Source organism: Psychrobacter sp. 1Y4 (assembly GCF_051847555.1).
Genome location: NZ_JBPYDE010000018.1, coordinates 1 through 26,023, shown reverse-complemented (window position 1 = coordinate 26,023; position 26,023 = coordinate 1). Strand labels below are relative to the sequence as shown.

The 26,023-nt window shown below is 44.0% G+C and carries 14 protein-coding genes and 1 pseudogene; 13 read left to right on the top strand and 2 right to left on the bottom strand.

The genetic code is table 11. The annotated features are described in order from the left end of the window. The first annotated feature begins 17 nt into the window (after positions 1-17). Together rpoC and ACS8FC_RS12845 are read left to right on the top strand one after the other, a co-directional pair. Positions 18-4,241 carry a DNA-directed RNA polymerase subunit beta' gene (gene rpoC, locus ACS8FC_RS12850; protein WP_439263566.1) on the top strand — a complete coding sequence of 1,408 codons (4,224 nt, stop codon included), beginning with the start codon at positions 18-20 and terminating at the stop codon, positions 4,239-4,241. Between the two features lie 173 nt (positions 4,242-4,414). Continuing rightward, a complete protein-coding gene (locus tag ACS8FC_RS12845; protein ID WP_439263576.1) occupies positions 4,415-4,948 on the top strand; it encodes a DUF6586 family protein in 534 nt (177 codons plus the stop codon). Between the two features lie 158 nt (positions 4,949-5,106). Here ACS8FC_RS12845 and ACS8FC_RS12840 read toward each other — a convergent pair whose 3' ends face one another. Beyond that, positions 5,107-7,716 carry a penicillin-binding protein 1A gene (locus ACS8FC_RS12840; RefSeq protein ID WP_439263564.1) on the bottom strand — a complete coding sequence of 870 codons (2,610 nt, stop codon included), beginning with the start codon at positions 7,714-7,716 and terminating at the stop codon, positions 5,107-5,109. Between the two features lie 191 nt (positions 7,717-7,907). Between ACS8FC_RS12840 and ACS8FC_RS12835 the strand changes: the two genes are divergently transcribed. The 11 genes and pseudogenes from ACS8FC_RS12835 (at position 7,908) to ACS8FC_RS12785 (ending at position 25,082) form a co-directional block, all read left to right on the top strand. Then, positions 7,908-8,963, top strand: coding sequence for a pilus assembly protein PilM (locus tag ACS8FC_RS12835; RefSeq protein WP_439297078.1), 1,056 nt, complete (start codon positions 7,908-7,910; stop codon positions 8,961-8,963). Further along, positions 8,963-9,613: a PilN domain-containing protein gene (locus ACS8FC_RS12830; RefSeq protein ID WP_299217919.1), complete on the top strand. Its 651-nt coding sequence runs from the start codon at positions 8,963-8,965 to the stop codon at positions 9,611-9,613. Before ACS8FC_RS12835 ends, ACS8FC_RS12830 begins: the two co-directional genes overlap by 1 nt. Then, the gene (locus tag ACS8FC_RS12825; protein WP_439263560.1) at positions 9,610-10,326 is read left to right on the top strand and encodes a type IV pilus inner membrane component PilO; all 717 of its coding nucleotides are present in this window, start codon (positions 9,610-9,612) and stop codon (positions 10,324-10,326) included. Before ACS8FC_RS12830 ends, ACS8FC_RS12825 begins: the two co-directional genes overlap by 4 nt. Before the next feature lies 1 nt (position 10,327). Next, positions 10,328-10,861 (top strand): pilus assembly protein PilP, encoded by a 534-nt coding sequence (locus ACS8FC_RS12820; RefSeq protein ID WP_439297077.1) that lies wholly within the window; start codon positions 10,328-10,330, stop codon positions 10,859-10,861. A 27-nt stretch (positions 10,862-10,888) separates the two neighbouring features. Further along, positions 10,889-13,282 (top strand): type IV pilus secretin PilQ, encoded by a 2,394-nt coding sequence (pilQ, locus tag ACS8FC_RS12815; protein ID WP_439297076.1) that lies wholly within the window; start codon positions 10,889-10,891, stop codon positions 13,280-13,282. A 167-nt stretch (positions 13,283-13,449) separates the two neighbouring features. Next, positions 13,450-13,995: pseudogene (aroK, locus tag ACS8FC_RS12810) on the top strand (shikimate kinase AroK); the annotation flags it as partial. A gap of 159 nt (positions 13,996-14,154) precedes the next feature. After that, positions 14,155-15,237: a 3-dehydroquinate synthase gene (gene aroB, locus ACS8FC_RS12805; protein ID WP_439297075.1), complete on the top strand. Its 1,083-nt coding sequence runs from the start codon at positions 14,155-14,157 to the stop codon at positions 15,235-15,237. Positions 15,238-15,329: 92 nt separating this feature from the next. Beyond that, positions 15,330-16,427: a hypothetical protein gene (locus ACS8FC_RS12800; protein ID WP_439297074.1), complete on the top strand. Its 1,098-nt coding sequence runs from the start codon at positions 15,330-15,332 to the stop codon at positions 16,425-16,427. Between the two features lie 941 nt (positions 16,428-17,368). Beyond that, entirely contained in the window at positions 17,369-21,832 is a 4,464-nt protein-coding gene (gene gltB, locus ACS8FC_RS12795; protein ID WP_439297073.1) for a glutamate synthase large subunit, read from the top strand. Between the two features lie 178 nt (positions 21,833-22,010). Next, entirely contained in the window at positions 22,011-23,432 is a 1,422-nt protein-coding gene (locus tag ACS8FC_RS12790; RefSeq protein WP_299217906.1) for an FAD-dependent oxidoreductase, read from the top strand. A 414-nt stretch (positions 23,433-23,846) separates the two neighbouring features. Continuing rightward, a complete protein-coding gene (locus tag ACS8FC_RS12785) occupies positions 23,847-25,082 on the top strand; it encodes an FUSC family protein (RefSeq protein WP_439297072.1) in 1,236 nt (411 codons plus the stop codon). 90 nt (positions 25,083-25,172) lie between these two features. Here ACS8FC_RS12785 and ACS8FC_RS12780 read toward each other — a convergent pair. Continuing rightward, on the bottom strand, positions 25,173-26,023 hold an 851-nt coding region (locus ACS8FC_RS12780), incomplete at its 5' end, for an extracellular solute-binding protein (protein ID WP_439297071.1).

Sequence of the window (26,023 nt, the reverse complement as noted above, 5' to 3'; positions counted from 1 at the left end):
GATAACGGAGAAGCAACTTGAAAGATTTACTCGATATTATGCAAAGCCCTACCGCTAGCGGTAATCGTGAGTTTGATAGTATTCAAATTACCTTAGCGTCACCTGATGTTATTAAATCATGGTCGCATGGTGAAGTTAAAAAGCCTGAAACGATTAACTATCGTACTTTCAAGCCTGAGCGTGACGGTCTGTTCTGTGCCAAAATATTTGGTCCAGTTAAAGATTTCGAATGCTTATGTGGTAAATACAAACGTCGTAAGTTCCAAGGCGTAATCTGTGAAAAGTGCGGCGTTGAAGTCACTACCGCTAAAGTTCGTCGTGATCGCATGGGTCATATTGACCTTGCTAGCCCAGTTGCGCATATTTGGTTTTTAAAATCGTTGCCAAGCCGTATTGGTTTGTTGTTGGATATGACTTTGCGCGATATTGAACGCGTATTGTATTTTGAAAGCTATATCGTCACTGAGCCAGGTCTAACTAGTTTAGAGAAATATCAGCTGCTTGATGATGAAGACTACTATAAAGCGCTTGAAGAGTTTGGTGATGAGTTTGTCGCCAAGATGGGTGCTGAAGCCGTACAAGATCTATTAAAAGACATCGATCTAGATTTAGAGATTGATGAGCTGCGTGAAGCTATTCCGCAGACAGGCTCTGAGACTAAGCTTAAAAAGATGTCTAAGCGTCTCAAATTATTAGAAGCGTTCCGTGATTCTAATAACAAGCCTGAGTGGATGGTAATGACCATCTTGCCAGTACTACCACCGGATCTACGTCCGTTAGTACCACTAGAAGGTGGGCGTTTTGCGACCTCAGATCTAAACGATTTGTATCGCCGTGTTATCAACCGTAACAACCGTCTAAAGCGTCTATTAGAGCTAAGCGCGCCTGATATTATCGTACGTAATGAAAAACGTATGCTACAAGAATCAGTCGATGCGCTACTTGATAACGGTCGTCGCGGTCGTGCGATTACTGGTAGTAATAAGCGTCCATTAAAATCTTTGGCTGATATGATCAAAGGTAAGCAAGGCCGTTTCCGTCAAAACTTGCTTGGTAAACGTGTCGATTACTCAGGTCGTTCGGTCATCGTAGTAGGTCCAACGCTACGTCTACATCAGTGTGGTCTACCAAAGAAAATGGCACTTGAGCTGTTCAAGCCGTTTACTTATTCCAAACTATTGTCACATGGTATGGCAACCACGATTAAAGCGGCCAAAAAGATGGTCGAGCGTGAAGAGCCGCAAGTGTGGGATATGCTGGCCATGGTTATCCGTGAGCATCCAGTACTACTAAACCGTGCGCCAACGCTACACCGTTTGGGTTTACAAGCGTTCGAGCCAGTACTTATTGAAGGTAAAGCGATTCAGTTACATCCGCTCGTTTGTACTGCGTTTAACGCTGACTTTGATGGTGACCAAATGGCAGTACACGTGCCATTGACGCTAGAGGCACAGCTTGAATCACGTGCCTTGATGATGTCGACTAACAATATCTTGTCACCTGCAAATGGTGATCCAATTATTGTACCGTCGCAAGATGTAGTACTTGGTTTGTATTATATTAGCCGTTCATCAGTGAATGCTAAAGGCGAAGGCATGGTCTTTGCCACTGTTAATGAAGCCTTACGTGCGATTGGTTCAAATGACTTGCATGTGAATGCTAAGATAAAAGTACGTGTTACTGAAACGTATGTCGACGAAGAAGGCCACGAAACCAAAGAAGTTACCTTAAAAGATACAGTTGCCGGTCGTCTGCTTATCTGGAATATTATGCCAAAAGGTATGGTGTTTGATGAGTGCAACCAAGAGATGACGAAGAAAAATATCTCGCGTCTGATTAACTCTTGCTATCGTAAGATGGGCGCCAAAGGTAGTGTCATGTTTGCTGACCAATTGATGTACCTAGGTTTTGCTCAAGCAACCTTATCTGGTGTGTCAATTGGCTTGGATGACATGGTTATTCCACCTAGCAAAAAGCAGATTATTGAGACGGCAGAGGCAGAAGTACGCGAGATTGAAGATCAGTTTGAGCAAGGTTTTGTAACTGCTGGTGAGCGTTATAATAAAGTGGTCGATATTTGGTCACGTACCAATGACAAAGTTGCAAAAGCAATGATGGACAACTTGGCTACTGACAAAGTCATCAATGCTCAAGGTGAGGAAGAAGAGCAAAAATCCTTTAACTCAATTTACATCATGTCGGACTCAGGCGCTCGTGGTAGTGCCGCTCAGATTCGTCAGCTTGCTGGTATGCGTGGCTTGATGGCCAAACCGGATGGCTCAATTATTGAGACGCCAATTAAAGCCAACTTCCGTGAAGGCTTAACGGTACTACAGTACTTTATCTCTACTCACGGTGCGCGTAAAGGTCTAGCAGATACCGCATTGAAAACGGCTAACTCAGGTTATCTGACTCGTCGTTTGGTCGATGTTGCACAAGACTTGGTTATTACCACTGATGACTGTGGTACTGAGCAAGGCTTACTTATGACACCGCATATTCAAGGTGGTGAGATCATTGAAAAACTTGGTGAGCTCGTCTTGGGCCGTGTGACAGCACGTGATGTGACGTATAACAATGATGAAACAAAAGTATTGGTTCCAGCGGGTACGTTGATCGATGAGCAGTGGGTAAATATTCTCGATGAAAATGCAATCGATGATATTTGGGTGCGCTCAGTGATTACTTGTAATGTCGCTCATGGTGTTTGCTCTCAATGTTATGGTCGTGATTTGGCTCGTGGTCATAAAGTTAATATCGGTGAATCAGTGGGTGTTATGGCAGCGCAGTCTATCGGTGAGCCTGGTACTCAGCTAACCATGCGTACTTTCCACGTCGGCGGGGCGGCAAGCTCAGCATCTGTCGATAACAGCATCTCTGTGCGTAACGCAGGTCAAGCGCATTTTGAAAACATGAAAACGGTTGAACATACGGACGGTCACTTAGTCATCGTATCGCGTTCAGCTGAGATCGCCATTACTGATGATTTAGGTCGCGAGCGTGAGCGTTATAAAGTACCTTACGGTTCAAGTGTGTTGGTTAAGAACGAAGAGCAGGTTGATGGTGGTCAGACGATCGCTAAATGGGATCCGCATACGCATCCAATCATTACAGAATTTGCGGGTACAGCACGCTTTAGCGATATTACTGATGGTATGACTGCCACGGTAAAAGTTGATGACGCAACTGGTATGAGCTCGTTTGAAATTCTAGCTACTCGTGATCGTTCAAGTACGGCAAAAGATTTACGTCCTGCCATCATTTTGAATACTGATGAAGGCAAAGAAGTTGTTTACTTCTTACCTGCTGAAACGATTATTCGTGTTAGCGATGGTGAGAAAGTAGCCGCAGGTTCTATCTTAGGCCGTGTACCACAAGCAACTTCAGGTACAAAAGATATCACTGGTGGTCTACCACGTGTGGCTGACTTGTTTGAGGCGCGTCGTCCAAAAGATCACGCCATCATGGCAGAGATGACAGGTGTGGTTAGCTTTGGTAAAGAAACCAAAGGCAAAAATCGCTTTATTATTACCAATGAAGACGGCGAAGTACATGAAGAGCTAATCCCGAAATGGCGTCAGATCAACGTCTTTGAAAATGAGACGGTGGCACGTGGTGAGGTTATTGCTGATGGTCCACAAAACCCGCACGATATCTTACGTTTAAAAGGTCAAACGGCCCTTGCCAACTATATCGTTAACGAAGTACAGGATGTTTACCGCTTACAAGGTGTGAAGATCAACGACAAGCATATCGAAGTTATTATTCGTCAAATGCTACGTAAGGTTGAGATCACTGATGGTGGTGATTCAAGCCACTTTAAAGGTGATCAAGCTGAATATGCAGATCTTATCGCATTGAATGCAAAGCTTGCTGAGGAAGATAAATTCCCAGTACAGTATGAGCGTCAATTGCTTGGTATCACTAAAGCAAGTCTTGCAACCGAAAGCTTCATCTCAGCGGCATCGTTCCAAGAGACCACTCGTGTACTAACTGCTGCCGCTGTTACTGGTAAGGTAGATGAATTACGTGGTCTAAAAGAAAACGTGGTTGTTGGTCGACTGATCCCTGCAGGTACAGGTCTTGCGTATCACAAAACCCGCAAAGAAAAAGCGGAGCAAACGCTACAAGACAATGATATCAATGCAGCTTTTGATATGTCTGCTAGTACTGATAGTAAAGACTTTGCCAGTTTTGACGAGGCTTTTGCGCAAGAGCTTAATCAAGATAGCCAATCTTAATCATAGATGCTTAACATATCATTGTAATCAGAGTAAAAAAGCCAGCCATGTTGCTGGCTTTTTTATGGGCGTAAAAACTAAAAAACTAATAGTTTTATCAACCGATAAAATAGTACACTGCTAAAAGCAACTTTATGAGTCGCTCCTATTTTATTATTTATGAGGATAAACATATGGCAGGTAAAGGGCGTGTTGCCAAATACCAAGCTGATCGAACCAATCAAAAGCTGTATTTTTGTCGCCTGGCCTGTCAGGCAGCGGGCGATAGCAATGATAAACAGTTGTATCAAGCTCATTGTGAAACCGCTATTTTTCATTTGTACGGTACTTTTTTAGCGTTTATGCAAGAGCTTGCACAATTTTATAGTCTAGATATGTCAGCGCCAACTTTAGAAAGTATTGAGCTAGCACTTAAAGAACGTACTCAAATATCACCAGAGGTGCAGCGTTTGCAGCAATTGCAGCAGCAAGGGTTTTTGGCAAATGTAGAACGCGCTTATCAACGTTGTTTATATGCAGTATTGCCAGATCGGATTATCGACAAAGGCATCAATATAAATGACTTGGAGCAAGAACCGCGTGACCTCATTGTGAATGTAGTCACACTATCGAATCAGTGGCTACCTGATGAAGCGACTATACGTGAGTGGCGACAACAGTTTTTAGAACTGATCGAGCAATTACGTGCAGGCATGGTAGAGTTTTAAATAGATTATAAAAGTAGAGGGATGAGCTTTTGCAAAGCGGGCTATTGGTAAGCTTAGTAGAAGGGTTTAATATTTAGATATCCAACGTTAAAAAGCTTGCTCAATATTCATTGAACAAGCTTTTTAGTATTTTCATGATCAGCAAAACGACAACCAACTTATTCTGGCATAGGGGGCATACGTTTTGCTGGCGTTACTGATAATGGATTTTGAGGAACACTGTCGTTATTTCCACTTTCTTCTATTTCAATCGGTTCAGGAGCCTTACGCTGCTGCGGTTTAGGTGCCACTGGTTTCGCAACATTGTCAATCTTTTGGTTTTCATCATCAGGATCGACAATCCCATCATCAGTCATCTCTAGAATACGCTGTTGTTGCTTTTTGGATTTGGCACGATTGTTGATCGAAACCCATTGGTAAGGTTGATCTTTTAGTTGTACCTTCATAAAGTCCATCCATACTGGTAGCGCTGCGACGCCTCCATATTCACGTCGCCCTAATGTCGATGGTTGATCAAAGCCCATCCAGACCACAGTGGCACTGGTTGGATGAAACCCTGCAAACCAAGCGTCTTTGGCTTCATTGGTAGTGCCCGTTTTACCACCAATATCGCTACGACCCAAAGCTTTTGCACGTACCGCTGTACCGCGCTGCACAACATCGCGCAAAATATCAGCCATCTCAAAAGCAACTCTTGGCTTTAAGATACGCGGTGCTTGGCTTGCATGTAGGTATTGTACTGCAGGTGCTTTTAGACGATCTGCTTGTGGACTGGCATCATAGATACTTAAATTACTAGTATCGACTGCTTGCTCAGTTTCTTCTTCTAAATTATCAGTATTTACTAACTCATCATTAGAGTTGTCATCTTCGTCTTTAAGCGACTGATTATACTCTTCAACCAGTTTGGCATTAAGGCTGTCGACTTGTTCATTAAAACACAATGCGCACGCTTGCTGCGGATTTGCTTGAAACAACAATTTATTGTCATAATTGTAGATTTGTTCAATAAAATAAGGTTGAACACGGTGCCCGCCATTGGCGAAACTTGCATAAGCAGTGGCCATTTGTAACGGCGTTGCCTGTCCAGTACCAAGCGCTAACGATAAGGTCGTTGGTAGCTTTTCTTTATCCAGCCCAAACTGATCTAGTAAATTGCGTGTATCTGAGATGCCAATGGCTTGTAGCAAACGTATAGAGACTAAGTTGCGTGACAGGTATAGACCACGGCGCAAGGTAATGTCACCTAAAAAACGTTGATCGGAGTTTTTGGGTTTCCATTCACCTACTTGGATAGGGCGATCTGAAACAATACTATCTGAGCGATAGCCTTTTTCTAGGGCAGCTGTATAAACCAGTGGCTTAATCGTTGAACCTGGTTGACGCCAACCCTGCAGTGCACGATTAAACTTACTGTGATTAAAGTCAAAGCCGCCAACTAGGGCGTTGACTGCCCCTGTATCAGGATTTAGCGAAACCAGACTGCCTTGTACATCTGGTATCTGTGCCAGTTTCCAACCACCATTATTAGTCGGTACCAAGCGAATAATATCATTCTCATTCACAATTTGTTTAGCGTTACTTGGGTAATAGCCAATACGATTCGCTGAAAAATACTTACGTGCCCAGCTCATACCTGACCAGTTAACCGTAACGTTTTCACCAGATGGCATTGTGGCTTCAAAGCTACGTGAGTTAACTTTAGTGACTTTAGCTGGATACATACCGCCATAACGTCGAAAGTCTTCTAAAGGCTCATCATTTGCTTCTGCACCTCGCCAGCCATGGCGATGATCATAGGCTATTAGCCCTTTCGATATAGCTGCTTCAGCCGCTTGTTGTGCCTCACTATCGACAGTAAGGCGAACGCGCCAGCCTCCGTTAACCACTTGTTCACCATAGCGATTGACCAAGGCATAACGTGTCATTTCTGCCAGATAAGGCATGTTGACATCAAGCTTTTCTTGATAAAGTTTTAGACCGATAGGGGCACTTATAGCTTCGCTATGCTCAGCATCACTGATATAACCAAGCTCATGCATGCGACCAATAATCCAGTTACGGCGGGTGAGTGCACGATCAGGGTTGGCGACAGGATTATACTTTGATGGCGCTTTAGGTAAGCCTGCCAGCATAGCCATTTCAGCAACGGTCAGACTCTCCAAAGACTTACTATAATATTTTTTGGCTGCTGCACGTATACCGTATGCACCTTCTCCAAGATAAATTTTGTTGACATATAACGTCAGGATATCATTTTTACTCAGCTCATCTTCCATTTTACGCGCTAAAAACAGTTCGGTTAACTTTCTGTTTAAAGTACGCTCAGGGCTTAAAAAGTAATTTTTGGCGACCTGCATAGTAATAGTAGAGCCACCTGTCTGACCTTCATCGTCAGTGACCGCTTCGGTAACAGCGCGACCAAGACCTTTAATACTAATACCACTATGTTGAAAGAACGATGAGTCTTCAGCAGCCAAAAAGGCATTGGTCAAATTTTTAGGAATTTCTTCAAAGGTAACTGGAAGCGATAAGCGATTACCATATTGGCCAATAAGCTTGTCATCACTACTATATATTTGCAGGGGCATCTCAAGGCTGGCTGTTTTTATTTCTTGAGTACTGGGTAAGGTTGGCGACAAATACATAGCCATACCGTAGAAGCCAATTGGCACAGTTAATGCAAGGATAATTGCAAGTGCCAGACAGGCAATAACAATCCCCACCAAAAAGTGAACGAGGCGAGCAGTAGCGTTTCTTTTGGTCATAATCAGGCTTATCAAATAAAATTTGCAACAAATATCTCATTATACAGTGAAGAAAACAGACAGGTCATCCTAAAAGTGTAATTTATCCAAACTGAACCGTTAAATGCTTGAATATGTCTGTTAAGTAAAGTATTGTAGTAAATTATTACTGATAACTATCAGAATGTAACTATATATAAGGTAAAACGTCTGTGAGGCTACTTTCTTCTAAGAATCGGCATTTGGTCGGGATAGATATCTGTGCTACCTCCGTAAAGCTAGTTGATATACGACGTCAGCAAGGAATATTTCACCTTAAGTCATATGGAGTTGAGGGGCTGCTACCCGGTACAGTCGTCGATAAACTTATTGTAGATACTGAAGCGGTTGGTGACGCTATCGCTCGTTTGACAAAACGTTGCCAAACGACAAGTGGCAATGGTGCTACAGCTGTCACAGGTTCAGCAGTCATTACCAAGATTATTGATATGGATCGAGGGCTGAGCGATATCGAACGTGAAGCTCAAATACGTTTGGACGCTGATCAGTATATTCCTTACCCACTAGAAGAAGTCAATCTAGACTTTGAAGTACTAGGCCCCTCATTAGTTGATGACAATTTGGTTCAAGTACTACTCGCCGCCTCTAGATCAGAAAATGTTGATCAGCGTGTTGATGCGTTAACTTTCGGTGGCCTAAAAACCAAAATTATGGATATTGAGTCGCACGCGATAGAGCGGGCTTTTGGATTGATGGCAGATAACTTGCCTAATATGCCAGAGCTGGTTGCACTGGTTGATATCGGACACAATCAGACCACCTTATACGTCGCAAAAAATGGTGAATTTGTTTATAGCCGTGAGCAATTATTTGGCGGGTCACAACTAACAGAGGCGATTCAAGATCGCTACGGTTTGTCATTTGAAGAAGCGACGGTCAATAAACGTGAGCGCGCCCTACCTGATGATTATTATCCAGAAATTCTAACGCCCTTTATCGAAAGTACTATCCAGCAAATCACACGCTCTTTGCAGTTTTATTTTTCGTCTAGCCAATACAATAGTATTGATCATGTACTGCTCGCTGGCGGTAGTAGCTCTATTCCAGGTCTGTCAAGTATGGTAGAGCAAAAGCTTGATGTGCCGGTGACGGTAGCTAACCCTTTTATCAACATGACCATAGACCCCTATATAGACAATGAGCAATTAGAAGCTGATGCCCCAAGCTTGCTAGCTGCCTGTGGCCTTGCGTTAAGGAGCTTTGACTAATGGCTCGTATCAACCTATTGCCATGGCGGCAAGAAGAACGCGAACGTAGTAACAAAGAGTTTATTACCTTAGTAGTCGCAGTGACTTTGCTGGCGTTATTGTCTGCATTTGCAGCATGGAGTTATTTTAATAACGAGCTTGAAGAACAGCGTGATGCCAATACTCTCATCGAGCAAGAGAATGTACGCTTGGACAAGGTGCTAACCGAAATTGATAGCTTAGAGCAGCGCCGAGAAGAAATTATCTCACGGATGCAAGTGATTCAGGACTTGCAAGGTCGACGTCCAGTACCAGTTCGTTTATGGGACGATATCGCTAAAGCCATACCTTCTGCGCTTTACCTCAATAATCTAAAACGAGAAGGGGAGCTTCTAACTTTAACAGGTCTTGCAGACAATCCAAATGTGGTATCAAGCTTAATCCGTAATTTAGATAGTAGTGAATGGATGGGTAACTCTGCCGTACGCAATATTCAGCAAAATATTACTGCTTATCAGCCAACCATTGCATCAAATGAAACTATCAACTCCGGCGAGAAGTCTCGTCCTATCTATCCTGAAGACAGTTATGTACAGTTTGTTGTCACAACGCAAGTTCAGTCAGAAAGCACCAATAATGATGAGGGCGCAGAGTCTGGAGGTGGGTTGTGAAACTTATCCGTAAAAAAACGTTAATTAAGACTAAAAAGACTGCAGTAAGTAGCAAGAAGCAGTTTAATTTCAACGAGTTTCGCCGCAGCTTTGAGTCTTTAGATACAGAAAACTATGGCAGTTGGCCGACACCCGTTAAAGTGACGGTACTTGCATTTATCGTTGCGTTTATTGCAGCGCTAGCTTGGGCACTACCTATCAGTAGCAAGATTGATGAGATCACTGCTGCCGAAAGCGAGCAACAAACGTTACTTGATAGTTATCGTCAAAAAGAGTCACGAGCACGGCATCTAGAAGCTTACAAAGCTCAAGTAATCCAGATGGAAACTGAATTCAATACCTTACTTGATCAGTTACCTAAAGATACCCGTGTATCGGAGCTGGTAGAGGGTATCAATATGACGGGTGTCGGTAGCAACATTCGCTTTCAAGATATTTCAGTAGAGCCTGAAATAGAAAACGAGTTTTTCATTGAGCAGCCGATTCGCATCGCAGCTTTAGGTGAATATCATCAGTTTGGTAGCTTTATTAGTGGTCTTGCAGCGTTACCACGCATCATTACCATGCATGATTTCGAAGTTAGCAATCCGCAACCGACATTAGAGGCTATACCGGAGTTAAATCTAGTGCTACAAACCAAAACTTATCGATCAAAAGAAGTGGTGGATGAAGTAACCACGTCAGCTACTGACGATACTGCAGAGGCCAACTAGTATGGATATTAGAAAATTCCCAGCCCTGTTTATGTTAAGTATTGCAGCCATATCGTTGACTGGCTGTACCGATCGGATTGGTATGGCAGGTCAGGCAATGAGTGAGATTCGCAACTCGCCTTCGCAGCCAATCGAGCCGCCGCCAGAAGCCAAATTGGTAGAAGATTTTGTATATAGTGCAAGTTTAGTGCGTAGCCCGTTCCTGCCGCCAAGTCTCATCAACGTGCAGGGGCCAAATATACCATCGGATGGTGTGCGTCCTGATATTACACGAATCAAACAGCCACTTGAGCAGTACGATATTGCACAGCTTACTTTTCGTGGCATATTGATCTCTCCTGAAGGTCAACAGTATGCATTGGTTCAACGTCCAGATGGTTCGGTCGCTAACGTTAAAGTAGGTGATTATCTTGGACCAAACGACGGCCGTATTGTTGAAATCACGCCGACCCAGATTAATTTGATTGAAATTGTGCCAGATAGCCGCGCTGGGTTCATTGAAAGACCTCAGTCGTTGGTCTCACCTATAAATTAAGTTGGCAGATTTTTTGAGGAATAAGTAATGACAGTACGCAATAATAGGGTAATGGCAATGAGTAACCGTATGTCTTCTGCCTTTGCAATACCTGCGTTGGCGATTAGTATGATTGCTATTAGTAGTACAGCTTATGCAGTGGAACGCATCGACAATGTCTCTGTGGTACAGACCGCACCTGCGGTAACCCAGCTGCGTTTAGGATTTAATGGCGCGCCAGTACTGCCTGCCGCTTATCAGCTTGATGATCCTAGTCGCTTAGTTCTAGATTTTGAACAAGTGCAAAATGGTTTGGTCAGCCGATTTAGCAATTACAATATTGGTATGGTCAATGATGTCACAACATTGAGTAACGATAGTACCACACGTTTGATTGTGGGATTAAAGCAGAGTGGGGACTATACGACTGCTGTTGATGGCAATGATTTACTCCTGACTATTACTGATCCAAATCGTATAGTTCCTAATAGTCAAACCGTAACGACTGTACCTGTTACTACAGCCTCTAGAGCTTTATCAAAACCAAATACTACTATTGTTAATGACGATGCGCTGACCACGACAGCGATTGTGACGCCTATCGTCGAGACCAGTAGTGCTGGGGTTACCCCTGTCGTTACCGGCTCAGAAGCCATTAAGGTACAAGCGCCTACTGACACGATGGTTGTTCGCGTTAACCCATTATTAGATCCTAGGCTGGCGTCCTCGCAAGTAAGCCAGCAATATAGTTACGACGGTCTGAGTGCCTTGAATTTTACGGCGGAGAGTAATGGTGGCGGTAATGTCAGTATTGTGCTCGCCAATGAGGCCATTCCAGTTGATGTACAGCGCCAAGGTAACAAGCTATTAGTACGTATGACTGGTAGCACCGTGCCTCGAAATTTATTACGTCGTTTAAATATTAACAGTGGTCTTGTAGATAGTGTTGATACCAAAAATCAAGGTCAAAGCGGTGTTATTACGATTAACATGACAGGTGACTATGAGTATCAAGCGTATCAGTCAGGCAATCAGCTAAATATCAGTATTAGCAAACCTGAATTATTGCGTGAACCGACGCTTGAAGAAAAGGTCTATAGTGGTGAAGCACTATCTATGGAGTTTCAAGACGTTGAGATTCGTAGCGTACTAGATATCTTAGCGCAGTTTACTGATATGAACATTGTTGCTAGTGACTCTGTTAGTGGCAATATTACACTCCGTCTTATCAATGTGCCTTGGGATCAAGCCCTAGATATTATTCTAAAAAGCAAAAACTTAGATAAGCGTGAAAATGGTAACGTTATACTGATTGCACCTTCAATTGAGCTTGCAGCACAAGAAGCGCAAGAGCTTGAAGCTCAGCAAGCCGTCGAATCCTATGCGCCATTACGTACTGAGTATATACGTTTGAGCTATGCTAAAGCACAAGATGTGTTCAACCTTATCTCTCAGGGGAGTGGTCCGTCTGGCGGTAGTTCAAACAGTAGTCGCGTAGAAGATAGCAATAGCCTATTGTCCAATCGCGGTACGGTAACGATTGATGAACGTACCAATATGTTAATCGTCAAAGATGTGGCTGATAGTATTGAAAATATTCATAGGCTTATTAGTAAAATCGATATTCCAGTACGTCAAGTGATGATCGAAGCGCGTATTGTGAGTGCCTCTGATAGTTTTAGTAAAGAAATCGGTGTACGCTGGGGTATCTTATCCAATGGCGCAGCCAATAACCGCAACCTACTGGTCGGTGGTAGTAATCAAACCTTGTGGGATTTAAAAGATTTTGATGTTGAGACAACAACAGTCAATGGACAGACCGTCTCTTATCCTTCCTACGATATCAGTCGCCCTGACAATCTAAACGTTGATTTGGGAGTGGCGAATCCTGCGGGAAGTATTGCTTTTGGTCTACTGGCTATGTCAGATATCATGCTAGATCTAGAGCTGTCAGCATTACAAGCAGACAATCGCGGTGAAGTTATTTCTACTCCTAAGATCTTAACCGCTGATAAACAAACCGCCAAGGTTTCATCTGGTACACAAATTCCTTATCAAGAAGCATCAGCTAGTGGAGCCACCTCTACCAGCTTTAAAGAAGCAGCGTTGAGCTTGGAGGCAACCCCAAATATTACACCTGATGGTAAGATTGGCCTACAGTTAATGATTACCAATGGCACGCCAACTATCATCAATAATCAAGTTGCTATTGCAGAAGACTCTATCTCGACCAACGTGATTGTAGAAGATGGACAAACCATCGTACTTGGTGGTGTTTTCAAAAACCGTGTCTCTAATGGCGTGGATAAAGTGCCATTCTTAGGTGATCTGCCTTATATTGGTCGCGCATTCCGTAAAGATGTCCGTAGCAACGCAAAAGAAGAGCTGCTTATTTTTGTCACACCAAAACTCATTAACGACGGTATTAGCCGTTTGGATTAAATCTGTTTTGTTCATAGGTCACAAGCCATAAAAAAGCGAGCCCAAGTGCTTGCTTTTTTATGGTCTATCATTTAATAAAATCTAATTTTACTGATAATAAACTCAGCTCATTACTAGCCAGAATAACGATGACGTTGTATGATAGTTAATTTATCTGAGTGAGTGCTATGTTGGAGGAATTGCCATCGGTATTCTTAGTTGGGCCGATGGGAGCGGGTAAGACCACTATTGGCCGGTTGCTTGCTAAGCAGCTAGGACGAGAGTTTATGGACAGTGACTGGTATATCGAGTCACAAACAGGTGCCGATATTGCTTGGATATTTGCAAAAGAAGGCGAGGTGGGGTTTCGAGCACGTGAGACACGAGCAATTGACGAGTTGACTCAGCGTCAGCATATCGTCCTTGCAACAGGTGGCGGCGCTGTCATGAGCGCTGACAATCGAAAGTTTCTGCATCAGCGCGGTATCGTGGTTTATTTGAACGCACCCGTAGAGGTACAAATGGCTCGCACTGCTAAAGACAAGTCGCGCCCATTATTGCAACAACCCAATCCCAGAAAAATACTACAAGATTTGTATAGCACTCGCGATCCATTGTATCGACAAGTGGCACACATTGTATTGCCAACTGGTCATACCTATCCTCGTCATATGGTTAATCAGTTATTACAGCAGTTGAAGACTTTTTTGGTGGCTGCAAGCACAGATTTAGAGTCAACAACACTAAAAGAGCAGGTAACAACCGATATCCAAACACAAGACACAGACGACAAAATACAAACGTCTTCAACGCCAAAGCCGCTTATAGATTAAAAATGCTTTATGCCATCTGGTAATGAGCCACAAATGGACATATCAAATATAGGAAATTTTATGGCAGCGCCACTATTTAACGCAAAGTTGACCGTTCATACTCAAAGCCATGATTATCCGATAGCTATTGTCGAGCAGTGCGATATGGCCACAAGCATTGTGCCTTATATTAATGGTCAGCAAGTATTGATTGTGACTAATGATACCGTTGCGCCTTTATATTTGCAGCGGTTGCAAGAGCAGTTAGCAGAATCATTTACCGTCGCTGTCTGCGTACTTCCTGATGGTGAGCAATATAAAAACCAAGATAGCATCAATCAAATTTATGATGCCTTGATGGCTCAGCATTTTAATCGTGATGTAACCTTAGTTGCTCTTGGGGGCGGTGTCATCGGTGATATGACTGGGTTTGCAGCAGCAAGTTTTATGCGCGGCGTGGATTTTATTCAAATCCCGACCACCTTATTGTCGCAAGTAGATTCAAGTGTTGGCGGCAAAACTGGTATCAATCATGCGCAAGGTAAAAACATGATTGGCGCTTTTTGGCAGCCGAAAATGGTGCTGGCTGATATGAGCACCCTCAAAACTTTACCTGCGCGTGAACTATCGGCAGGATTGGCTGAAGTCATCAAATATGCGTTGATCATGGATATTGAGTTTTTAGAGTGGCTTGAAACAAATCTACCTGCCATGATGCAACTGGATCTGGCAGTACTTGGAGCGGCTGTAAAGCGTTGTTGTGAGTATAAAGCGGCCGTAGTGGCGCAAGATGAAAGAGAAGCTGGTATGCGAGCGTTGCTCAATTTTGGTCATACTTTCGGCCATGTGATTGAGACTCACGAAGGTTACGGTAGTTGGCTCCATGGCGAAGCTGTTGCCGCTGGTATGGTGCAAGCGGCTCAGCTATCACAAATGATGGGCTGGCTAGGTGAAGCTGATGTGGCGCGGATCAAGCGTGTATTGATACTTGCTAACTTACCAATTGACCCACCACCTATCAATGTCGATACGGCTTTAGAGCTTATGGGGCATGATAAAAAGGTGAAAGGCGGACAAATTCGTCTAATTTTGTTAAAATCAATAGGACAAGCGGTGTTAACAGATGATTTTGATACGCAGCTACTTAACGATGTTTTATCATAGACTATACTTATCACTATAACATGAGTCGTTAGATAGCTGAGTCGCTATAGTTTACTAACATGCTTCACCCTATTTTCCCCAAGGAAACACCCATGGTCTCATCGAGCTCAACGACTCGTTCAAAACATACGTCATATCGCAGGCAGGCTTTAATGTGGCTGATGATGACTTTGCTTTTAGGGGTCTTGACCGCCCTGCTTTGGATGTTTAGTCAGACTCCCGCTATCGGTGCCAAAATTGAAAACGCGCCAATAGCAGCGCCAGAAGCCCTCAGTACTGAGCTGGCACAACCCTTGTCTGTTGAAGCGTTACATGAGCTTGATAATGACGTTCAACCGATCAACTTTGAAGATACCATCCGTGATTTGCGCAACTATCCTGATGAGTTTAAAGACAAGCGTTATTTGCTAGCCAATAAAGGTAAATGGACTGTACAAGTCATGAACGTAGCAGAGAACGAAGTCATTACCAGTTATCTGGAAGGCCGTGATGATCGTAAGAGGTTTTCATACTTTCGTTACCGTGATGATAATAATCAACTGCGTTATATGCTGACTTATGGACTAATGAGTAGTCCGCAAGAAGCAGTAGGCGCAGCTAAATTGGTTGATTTTGGATTACCAGCTGACGTACGTGTGCTGCCAGAAGAGATCAGCCGTTATGTCGGTATCGTCGACAATTATGAGCGTCCTGGATCCATCAAAGACTTAAGTACGAGACGTTCAAGATCTGTCAGATTGCAGCCGACTGAACGTGAGGTACCAGCTCGCAAGGCAGATGAAGGCTTGGCAAGCAATGAAGCTGGGAATGGTAATCAAACGGCAAACAATGGCACTGTTGAGAGCATTCGTCAATCAGAGGATACCTCTGCAACGTTGGCAGTGAACGAAGAGCGTACTGTGATTACCGAAGATGAAGGCCGTGCCTCATCAACCACCGCTAAAAAAGAAGATAATGCGCGTAGTTCTGGGTCGGAAGACAAAAGCTTACCAGTGGTTCCTACGCCAAAACCGCCAACTGCGCCAGACAGCAGTGAGAAAAACAGCTCAAGTTCAGCCTCAGCTAATAAAAGCGCCAGTAACGAAACCGTGAAAAACCCAAATGCTGGGTCGGCAAAAAACGATAGCGCTGGAGTAGCTAAAAACAAAGACGATAGCATCAAAGAGCTCATCGAAGAAAAAACTGACTAGCACTTTACCAGCTGATTAGCGCTGCCTTTATCGCTAGTTGCTGTGCCTGCAAGACGTAAGTTTTGCAGGCTTTTTCATGCCGATTTACTAAATGGTTTACTAAGTAGCATCGGAGAGCCGCTATGCTTTTGAAAACTGGTTACCAGTAATCGTTCAATCATGAGTATAAGCCCTTTTAAAATCATAAGAGTTTAAAGAAAAGAAAAAATAACTCAGCAGTATTTTATGAAGATTTTAATATAGCTAATTACGTGTTCTAATACTAAAAGTTTGAAAAAACTCTCGATACCATAATTAAATGAATTAATAAAAAAGACTAGATTTTTCTATAATCATTAACTAATATGAATATGGGTGACACTTTGTAGAGTTACTGTAAAGCAGCTATTTCGGTTGGCCTCTGTTTCATGCTGTTGTTGCAAGCTTTTATGGTAGCGTCGTCGCTTCAAGCGTATTGACTGACCATTTGCATTAAGTTTATTAAGAATGGTAGTACAAATCCTCTTATCCTCTTCCTTCCTAGGGTTGTTAAGACGCTTGAATGTAAAGTGTCTGATATTCAAACTCAATTGAAAACCGTGTTATCAGGCTTTCAGTCAGTTGTTGATCGATATATGTGTCATATTGATGCTTATAACTAAAAGCTTTAAATAGCTGCCAAGCAAAGAACAACGTGCTAATACTTTAACGATTAGCTTTTTATCGACGCTCTTATCTTGCTTCTATTAATGCTTAGCAGCCGTCTATTTAGTGGTCTGTCTTAAATAAATGCGACAGTGATGAGTATTTTGTCACTTTCAACGCGCTAAAACCTATTGTTAATCGCATCATTTATTTATCCGGAAATATGAGTATTTATCATTAACCCGTTCTGCCTACGGCATTTTGCCTATGTTCTGCATTGGATACATAGGCTGCCCGTTCACTTAAAAGGACTAGCCATGTCAATGATTTCCTCCCATACGCATTTGGCCACGCCAGATGACTTCTCTGATAACTGTGGTTTTGGTTTGATTGCTCATATTGAGGGTCAAGCCAGCCACAATCTGGTAAAGACTGCTATTCATAGCTTAAGTTGTATGACCCATCGCGGTGGTGTTGCTGCCGATGGTAGAACTGGTGATGGTTGTGGTCTATTGTTAGCAACGCCTACGGAGTTCTTTCAGCAGATTGCCACTGAGCAGCAGCTTGTACTTAATGACAATTTTGCTGTCGGTATGGTCTTTGTTAACGTAGATAATGATAAAGCTCAGTATAGTCAACAAATACTCTCCGAAGAGATCACTGCGCAAGGCCTAGATGTAGTAGGCTGGCGTGATGTACCACTCGACTTAAGTATCGTCGGTGAGATTGGCCGTGAGACATTACCTGATTTTAAGCAAGTGTTTGTCAATGCACCTGATGATCTGGTCGCAGATGATTTTAACCGTAAGTTGTTTGTCGCTCGTAAAAAAGCAGAGCAGCGCTTGGCTGATGACGAGCTGTTTTATGTGTGCTCATTAAGTTGCCAAACTATCATTTATAAAGGGTTGGTAATGCCCTCAGATCTGCCAGCGTTCTTTCTAGACTTACAAGATGAGCGTTTGGCGTCCCATATTGTCGTTTTCCATCAGCGCTTTTCAACCAACACCCTGCCGCGTTGGCCACTCGCGCAGCCATTTCGCTATCTTGCCCACAATGGCGAGCTTAACACCATTACGGGTAACCGTAATTGGTCAGAAGCACGTACGCCAAAGCTAAAATCAGAAAAGTTGCCGAACCTGAATGAGTTGTCGCCATTAGTCAACCGTACAGGTTCAGACTCATCAAGCTTAGACAATATGCTTGAGGTGCTGATGTCAGGCGGTATGAATCTGTTTCATGCCATGTCGATACTTGTGCCACCAGCTTGGCAAAATGTCGATAGCATGGATATGGACTTGCGTGCATTTTATGAGTTTTATTCGCAGCATATGGAAGCGTGGGATGGGCCAGCAGGTCTGGTGATTCAAGATGGGCGCTATGCGGTCTGTATGCTCGATCGTAATGGTCTGCGACCCTCACGTTGGGTGACGACTAAGAATGGCTATATCACGGTGGCCTCTGAAGTGGGCGTTTGGGATTATGATCCTAAAGATGTATTAGCAAAAGGACGCGTAGGCCCAGGTCAGATGCTGGTTATCGATACATTGACTGGTCAAATCTTAGATACTAAAGCCATTGCCACCTTACTTAAAAAGGCTCATCCTTATCGCAAGTGGCTGCGTGAAGAAGCGAAACGTATCCGCGATGATGAGCGTTTAGAAGAAGAGCTAGCAGCGCAAGCATGCCGCGGTGATAAGTTAAAAGCTCTGCAAAAAATGTATCACATTACCAATGAAGAGCGTACTGAAATCATTCGTCCCAATGCCGAAAATGGTCAAGAGCCAGTCGGTTCGATGGGTGATGATACGCCAATGGCGGTGTTATCGCAGCAAATTCGCCATGTTGGAGATTTCTTTCGTCAGCAGTTTGCACAAGTAACCAACCCGCCGATTGATCCCCTGCGTGAGTCAATCGTCATGTCGCTGCAAACGTGTCTTGGTGCTCAAACCAACGTATTTGCGCCATCAGAAAAAGACGCGCATCGCATTATCTTATCGTCGCCAGTATTATCAGCCAGCAAAATGCGGCAGCTTGAAACCTTGGATGATCTAGCGTTTCAGATGGCACGTATTGATCTAAACTATGATCGTACGCTAGAGCTGTCTGAGGCTATCAAAGCTATTTGCGAAGAAGTGGCACGCGCTATCCGTGCTGGTCATACCTTGATTGTATTGTCCGATAAAAATATCGCTGCAGATAAAGTACCAGCGAACGCCATTATGGTAACTGGTGCGGTGCATCATTACTTGATTGCTCAAGGTATCCGTACTGATGCCAACTTAATCATCGAGACTGGTCTGGCACGTGACTCACATCAAGTAGCAGTATTGATAGGCTTTGGGGCAACCTGCGTTTATCCATACCTAGCCTATGATGTCATTGATGATTTGGTCGCAACAGGGGAGTTGCTTGGCGATCCGATTCAAGCACGGGTTAACTTTCGAAAAGGCTTGGATAAAGGTTTACTAAAAATATTATCAAAAATGGGCATCTCTACCATTGTCTCTTATCGCGGCGCACAATTATTTGAAGCCGTTGGTCTTTCAGAGGAGGTAGTGGGCTTATGCTTTAAAGGCGTACAAAGCCGTATTAAGGGAGCTACCTTTACCGATCTGGCAGCAGACCAAGCGCAATTGGCGGCCAATGCTTTTAAACGTCGCGCGCCACTGGATCAAGGGGGTTTACTAAAATTCGTCTTCAATAAAGAATATCACGCCTTTAATCCTGATGTGATTAATAGCTTACATACGGCCGTACGTACGGGCGATTATGACAATTATCGTAATTATGCCGATTTGGTCAATAGCCGTCCGGTTGCAACCTTACGTGATTTGTTGCAACTTAAAACGGATAACAGTATCGATGTCAATAAAGTTGAAGATACAGCAAAGATTTTGGCGCGTTTTGACTCGGCTGGTATGTCGCTTGGCGCGCTATCACCCGAGGCGCATGAATCAATCGCTATGGCGATGAATACCATTGGCGGACGCTCAAATTCAGGGGAGGGCGGTGAAGATCCTACTCGTTATGGTACCCTACGCAACTCAAAAATCAAACAAGTCGCCTCTGGTCGTTTTGGGGTCACGCCTGCCTATTTGCGTTCAGCAGAAGTCATGCAAATTAAAGTTGCGCAAGGTGCAAAACCTGGCGAGGGTGGTCAGCTGCCAGGCGGAAAGGTCAATGCTTTGATTGCCCGCCTGCGTTACTCTGTGCCTGGAGTGACACTCATCTCACCGCCGCCGCATCATGATATTTATTCTATCGAAGATCTTGCCCAGCTTATTTTTGATTTAAAACAAGTCAATCCAGATGCCTTAGTCTCAGTTAAATTAGTTTCGCGTCCAGGCGTTGGTACCATTGCGACAGGTGTAGCAAAAGCTTATGCCGATTTGATTACCATCTCAGGGTATGATGGCGGTACCGCAGCCTCGCCACTGTCCTCTATTCACCATGCAGGCTCGCCATGGGAGCTAGGGTTAGCTGAGACGCATCAGTCGCTACGCGTCAATGGTCTGCGCGATAAAGTACGCGTGCAAACTGATGGTGGCCTCAAAACAGGCCTTGATGTGGTCAAAGCCGCTATTCTTGGAGCAGAAAGCTTTGGTTTTGGTACCACACCGATGATTGCAGTTGGCTGTAAGTACTTGCGAATTTGTCATCTTAATAACTGTCCGACAGGGGTTGCCACGCAAAAAGCTAAGCTGCGTGACGAGCACTTTATTGGTGAAGCTGAGATGCTTATCAATTTTTTCAAATTTGTGGCCACTGAAACGCGCGAATGGCTCGCCGCTCTTGGCGTACGTAGCATGGAAGAGCTGGTCGGGCGTACAGATTTGCTTGACGTATTAGAGGGCAATACTGACAAACAGCGTCATCTTGACTTGACGCCGTTACTATTTAGTCATCCTGCCAGTAGTGGCAAAGCGCAAACTTGTCAGGTTGAGCGTAATGAGCCGTTCGATAAAGGCTTACTGGCTGAGCAGATGATTAGTGATATGCTGATTAATATCCGTAAAGGTAGTGGTGGTGATTATAGCTATTATGTCGGCAACTGTGATCGCTCTATTGGCGCCCGTATCTCCGGTGAGATTGCACAAGTCTGGGGCAATCTTGGCATGAGTGACATGCCTATTAAGCTGCATCTAACAGGTACTGCAGGGCAAAGCTTAGGCGTTTGGAATGCAGGCGGCTTGCATATTGAGCTTGAAGGTGATGCCAACGATTACGTCGGTAAAGGCATGGCAGGCGGCGAGATTGTGATTTATCCGCCAAAAGACTCAAACTTTAGCGCACAAGAAACCGCTATTATCGGCAATACGTGTCTGTATGGTGCGACAGGTGGCAAGCTCTATGCAGCAGGCACAGCAGGTGAGCGTTTTGGGGTACGTAACTCTGGCGCTCATGCCGTCATCGAAGGCACGGGCGATCATTGCTGCGAATATATGACAGGCGGTATCGTCACGATTCTTGGTCGTACAGGACTTAATTTCGGAGCGGGTATGACAGGCGGGTTTGCTTATGTACTTGATATGGATGGCGACTTTTTTGATCGCTGCAATCATGAGCTGATTGACCTAAACCGTATCTCAAGTGAACAGACTGAAGAACATCGTATCCATTTGCAGCAGGTTATTGAAGTACACGTGGAGAAGACAGGTAGTGCGTGGGGTCAGACAATATTGGCTGACTTTGAACACTATGTTCGTAAGGTGTATTTGGTTAAACCCAAAGCGGCGAATATTGCAACACTGCTTAAAACCACCACAGCCGATCCACAGTAATTTGCTGTTTATTGATCTGCTAAGGTTTAAGTAAACATTTAAGAGATTACCTCTCACTGCGCTAATATTGTAGGTAGGTAAGTGACAGTATCGCTAGGTCTCTTGACCTAATATAAATGGTATATGCCAACTGTCACTACCCACTATAGAAGAGCCCCATATAGAAGAGTAAGTCATTATGGCAAAACGCTTAGATAATAGTTTTCAGTTTTTAGAAGTACCACGGGTTGAGCCGAATAAAAAAGACATTGCGACGCGCTCAACAGAGTTTGTCGAAATTTACAAACCATTTGAGAGTGAGTCGGTGGCCGAGCAGTCCCATCGTTGTCTTGAATGCGGCAACCCCTACTGTGAGTGGAAATGTCCAGTACACAATTACATCCCTAATTGGCTTAAACTTGCCACCGAAGGGCAGATATTCCAAGCGGCAGAATTGTGTCATCGTACTAACACTTTGCCAGAGGTCTGCGGGCGCGTCTGTCCACAAGACCGCTTATGCGAAGGTGCCTGTACATTGAATGATGGTTTTGGCGCTGTGACTATCGGTAATGTCGAAAAGTACATTAACGATACCGCCTTTGCGCTTGGCTGGCGTCCAGATATGTCAGATGTCGTCTGGACAGATAAAAAGGTTGCCATTATTGGTGCAGGCCCTGCTGGTCTTGGCTGTGCCGACATTTTGGTAAGAAATGGTGTCAAACCAGTCGTCTTTGACAAACGCCCTGAGATTGGCGGCTTACTGACCTTTGGTATTCCAGAGTTTAAGATGGAAAAAGACGTCATGCGCAACCGCCGTGTTATTTTTGAAGGTATGGGTATCGAGTTTCGCCTTGAGACAGAAATCGGAACTGATGTCAGTATTGATGAGCTGTTGAGTGATTATGATGCGGTATTTATGGGTATGGGTACATACACTTATATGCGTGGCGGCTTCGCTGGTGAGGAGCTGGACGGTGTCTATGATGCACTAGATTATCTCATTGCCAACGTCAACCGTTGTAACGACTGGGAAAAAGATGCCGACGAATATATCGACCTAAAAGGCAAAAAAGTCGTCATATTAGGCGGCGGTGATACGGCTATGGACTGTAATCGCACCAGTATCCGTCAGGGTGCAGAGCAGGTCGTCTGTGCCTATCGCCGCGATGAAGAAAACATGCCCGGCTCGCGTCGTGAGGTCGTTAATGCGCGTGAAGAAGGGGTTGAGTTTTTGTTTAACCGCCAACCAACCGAAATCATCGGCTTAAATGGTAAAGTGAACGCGGTAAAAGTTGTCACTACGCATCTGGGTGCACCAGACAATCGTGGTCGCCGTCGCCCAGAGCCGATTCCTAACTCTGAAGAGATTATTCCTTGCGATGCGGTCATCATGGCCTTTGGCTTCCGTCCTAGTCCTATGGAGTGGTTTGAGACGCAGCAAGTGGCGCTAGACCCTACAGGACGCGTCGTCGCTTTAGAAGAGCAAACCTATAAGTACCAAACGCAAAATCCTAAGATTTTTGCTGGAGGTGATATGGTACGCGGTTCTGATTTGGTCGTGACCGCCATCTGGGATGGTCGCCAAGCGGCTGAAGGTATTTTGGACTACTTAGAAGTATAGTGTTTAAAGCAAGTGCTCTCTTTAAAAATGCGATAAGTATTGAAGAGTGAGTACATCAGTTTTGTCTATTTTGTACTCGCGCGCTTTGACCTTTAACGTCTTTTGTCTTTTAATAGATGAAAGGCGTTATTTTTTGCTGGTGAGTGAATAGTTATAGTTAATTCACTCCAAAAATGTTATGGCAAAGCTGATATAAATTTTTGTAGCCTCTGTCTGCGCAGGCACAGCAAGCAAGAAAATTTCTAACGGCTTTGCCTACAGATAAAATACATGACACTTTTAGTTAGTATTGGCTATATTAAATAGTAGCTGTCCGATTAATGGCTACGTAGTCAATCATCATCTAATAAGTGCTGTCTATTGATGTTTTTCATTATTGTTATATTTTCTATTTTATAAAAAGAGTGATTCCAAGTGAAACCGACCTTTTGGCAACGATTTACCGCCCCACTTGTTGAGCCTTATGCGCGTTATCAACATGCTGACGTATTGCACGCGATACGTTTGGGCACAGCGGTGCTGACTGCGCTATTATTGAATGAGGTCACCAATCTGCCACATGGAGAGTGGACCACCATTACGGTGTTTGTCATTTTGGGTTTATTACAATACCAAGGTGCAATTTATACCAAAGCCAAAGAGCGCATATTGGGTACCTTGCTTGGTGTGGGCGTCGGGCTTGGGTTTTTGTGGTTAAGTCAAGACATCGGTACGTGGATGTGGATATACTATCTACTTATCGGCATCATCAGCGGTATCATTGGGTATGTTGCGGTTAAACAGTTGGGTTATATTGGTCTATTAACGGGTATTACCATGCTGATGATTGTTTCAAGTCCTGACCAAAGCAGTATCGGTCAAGATGGTCTGTACCGTGCCTTTAATATTTTGCTGGGCGCTGGCGTGGCGGTGGCGGCGACCTTAGTTTTACCCCTCAAGTCTACTTTGATGTGGCGTTTTTTGCTGGCAAGCAATCTTGAGACCTGCGGTAATCTATATGCCGGAGTCGGCAACCATATTGATGCTGACATTCTAGTGCCCAAACCATTCAAATACACTAAGAGCACCAGCTCAGCAAGTTTGATTTATCCTACTAGTAGCTCTGTCCCTGATATCCCAGTCAACAAAGCATTGGTTAAGGCGCTACAAAAAATCAATAAGCGACTATTAGCAGTACGCCCGCACATTGCTGCGACAGAAAGAGAGTCGGGCATTGATAAAGAGACTTTAGAGACGATTCAGCGTACGCATCGAAATATCATCGGAACGATTGATTTATTATTAAGCGCCGCACCGCGCTTGGCTAATATTGAGATAGATGATGAGAATCATACCCTATTGATTCATTATCAGCATGAGCTGACCCAAGCTATGCTACACATGGCAGCAGTGCTGCGTAGCCCAAGTGATGAGGTGTTTCGGCCGATCACACGTATTACCGTATCAGATTATCCAAGTGTGCAAAACTTAGGGTTTGAATGGCAAGGTTATTTTTGGTTGACCCAAACTTTGCAAGTGCAATTACAGCGGCTTAGCGATTTATTACAGACCACCAAACCGCAATGGTTTGCAGCCTCCGGTCTTCGTTACCAGCGCCGCGAACAACGCCGAATTGAGAATAAAGGCGGCAAGACTGATCTACATCTATAAAAAAACGCTGACCCTTTAGAGTCAGCGTTTTTATATGCGTATGTAACCGATTAGAGGCTTGGGTTAATCGTTAAATAGAACGAAATTGTATCAACGACCAGTTTTGAGCTTATCCCAATATTGCTGATAGACTTGCAGCGCTTCATCGCCCACATCTTCTTGGAACTCAGCTTGCGCCAGTACTTCCTTACTTGGATAAATGGCTGGATTGTTTTGGACGCTTTTGTCCATCAGTTCACGCGCCGCCATGTTTGGTGAAGCATAACCAATCTCTTCACTAACAATCTTGGCATTTTCAGGACGCAATAAGTAATCAATAAACTTGTGTGCCGCATCAACCTGCTTGGCGTTTTTTGGAATAACAAAGTTGTCCATCCAAAGTATTGCACCCTCAGATGGGTATTTATAAACCAAGCTGGTCAGACCTTCATCATTGGCCATGACCGCTTCGCCATTCCATGTCATACCAAGGGCAGTTTCGCCTTCGATATAGGGCATGCGCGTCGCATCTGAATTAAAGGTTTTGACGTTAGGCATCAAAGTGGTGAGCTTATCATAAGCCGCTTTAATCTCATCAGGATTGCTACTATTGCCTGAGTAACCAAGCGTGAGTAGTGCCATGCCAAACACTTCACGCACATCATTAGTCAGCATCACCTGACCTTTATACTCAGGATTCCACAGATCATTCCAGCTATTAACGGTCGCAGGATCGACGCTATCGCCATTGATGGCAAGCCCAGTGCTACCCCACATATAAGGGATAGAGTACTTGTTTTCAGGATCGACCTTAGTGTTGGTAAATGAGGTATCTAGGTTACTAAAGTTACTAAGTTTTGACTGATCAATCTCTTGTAAAAGACCTTCATTGGCCATTTTTTCGACATAATAAGTAGAAGGTACTGCTAGGTCGTACTGACTAGAGTCGTCAAGCAGTTTGA

Coding starts and splice junctions, on each gene's coding strand:
- ACS8FC_RS12790 (WP_299217906.1), top strand. CDS start 22,011: ATGGCAAAACGCTTAGATAATAGTTTTCAGTTTTTAGAAGTACCACGG.
- ACS8FC_RS12800 (WP_439297074.1), top strand. CDS start 15,330: ATGGTCTCATCGAGCTCAACGACTCGTTCAAAACATACGTCATATCGC.
- aroB (WP_439297075.1), top strand. CDS start 14,155: ATGGCAGCGCCACTATTTAACGCAAAGTTGACCGTTCATACTCAAAGC.
- ACS8FC_RS12820 (WP_439297077.1), top strand. CDS start 10,328: ATGGATATTAGAAAATTCCCAGCCCTGTTTATGTTAAGTATTGCAGCC.
- ACS8FC_RS12830 (WP_299217919.1), top strand. CDS start 8,963: ATGGCTCGTATCAACCTATTGCCATGGCGGCAAGAAGAACGCGAACGT.
- ACS8FC_RS12845 (WP_439263576.1), top strand. CDS start 4,415: ATGGCAGGTAAAGGGCGTGTTGCCAAATACCAAGCTGATCGAACCAAT.
- ACS8FC_RS12840 (WP_439263564.1), bottom strand. CDS start 7,716: ATGACCAAAAGAAACGCTACTGCTCGCCTCGTTCACTTTTTGGTGGGG.
- pilQ (WP_439297076.1), top strand. CDS start 10,889: ATGACAGTACGCAATAATAGGGTAATGGCAATGAGTAACCGTATGTCT.
- gltB (WP_439297073.1), top strand. CDS start 17,369: ATGTCAATGATTTCCTCCCATACGCATTTGGCCACGCCAGATGACTTC.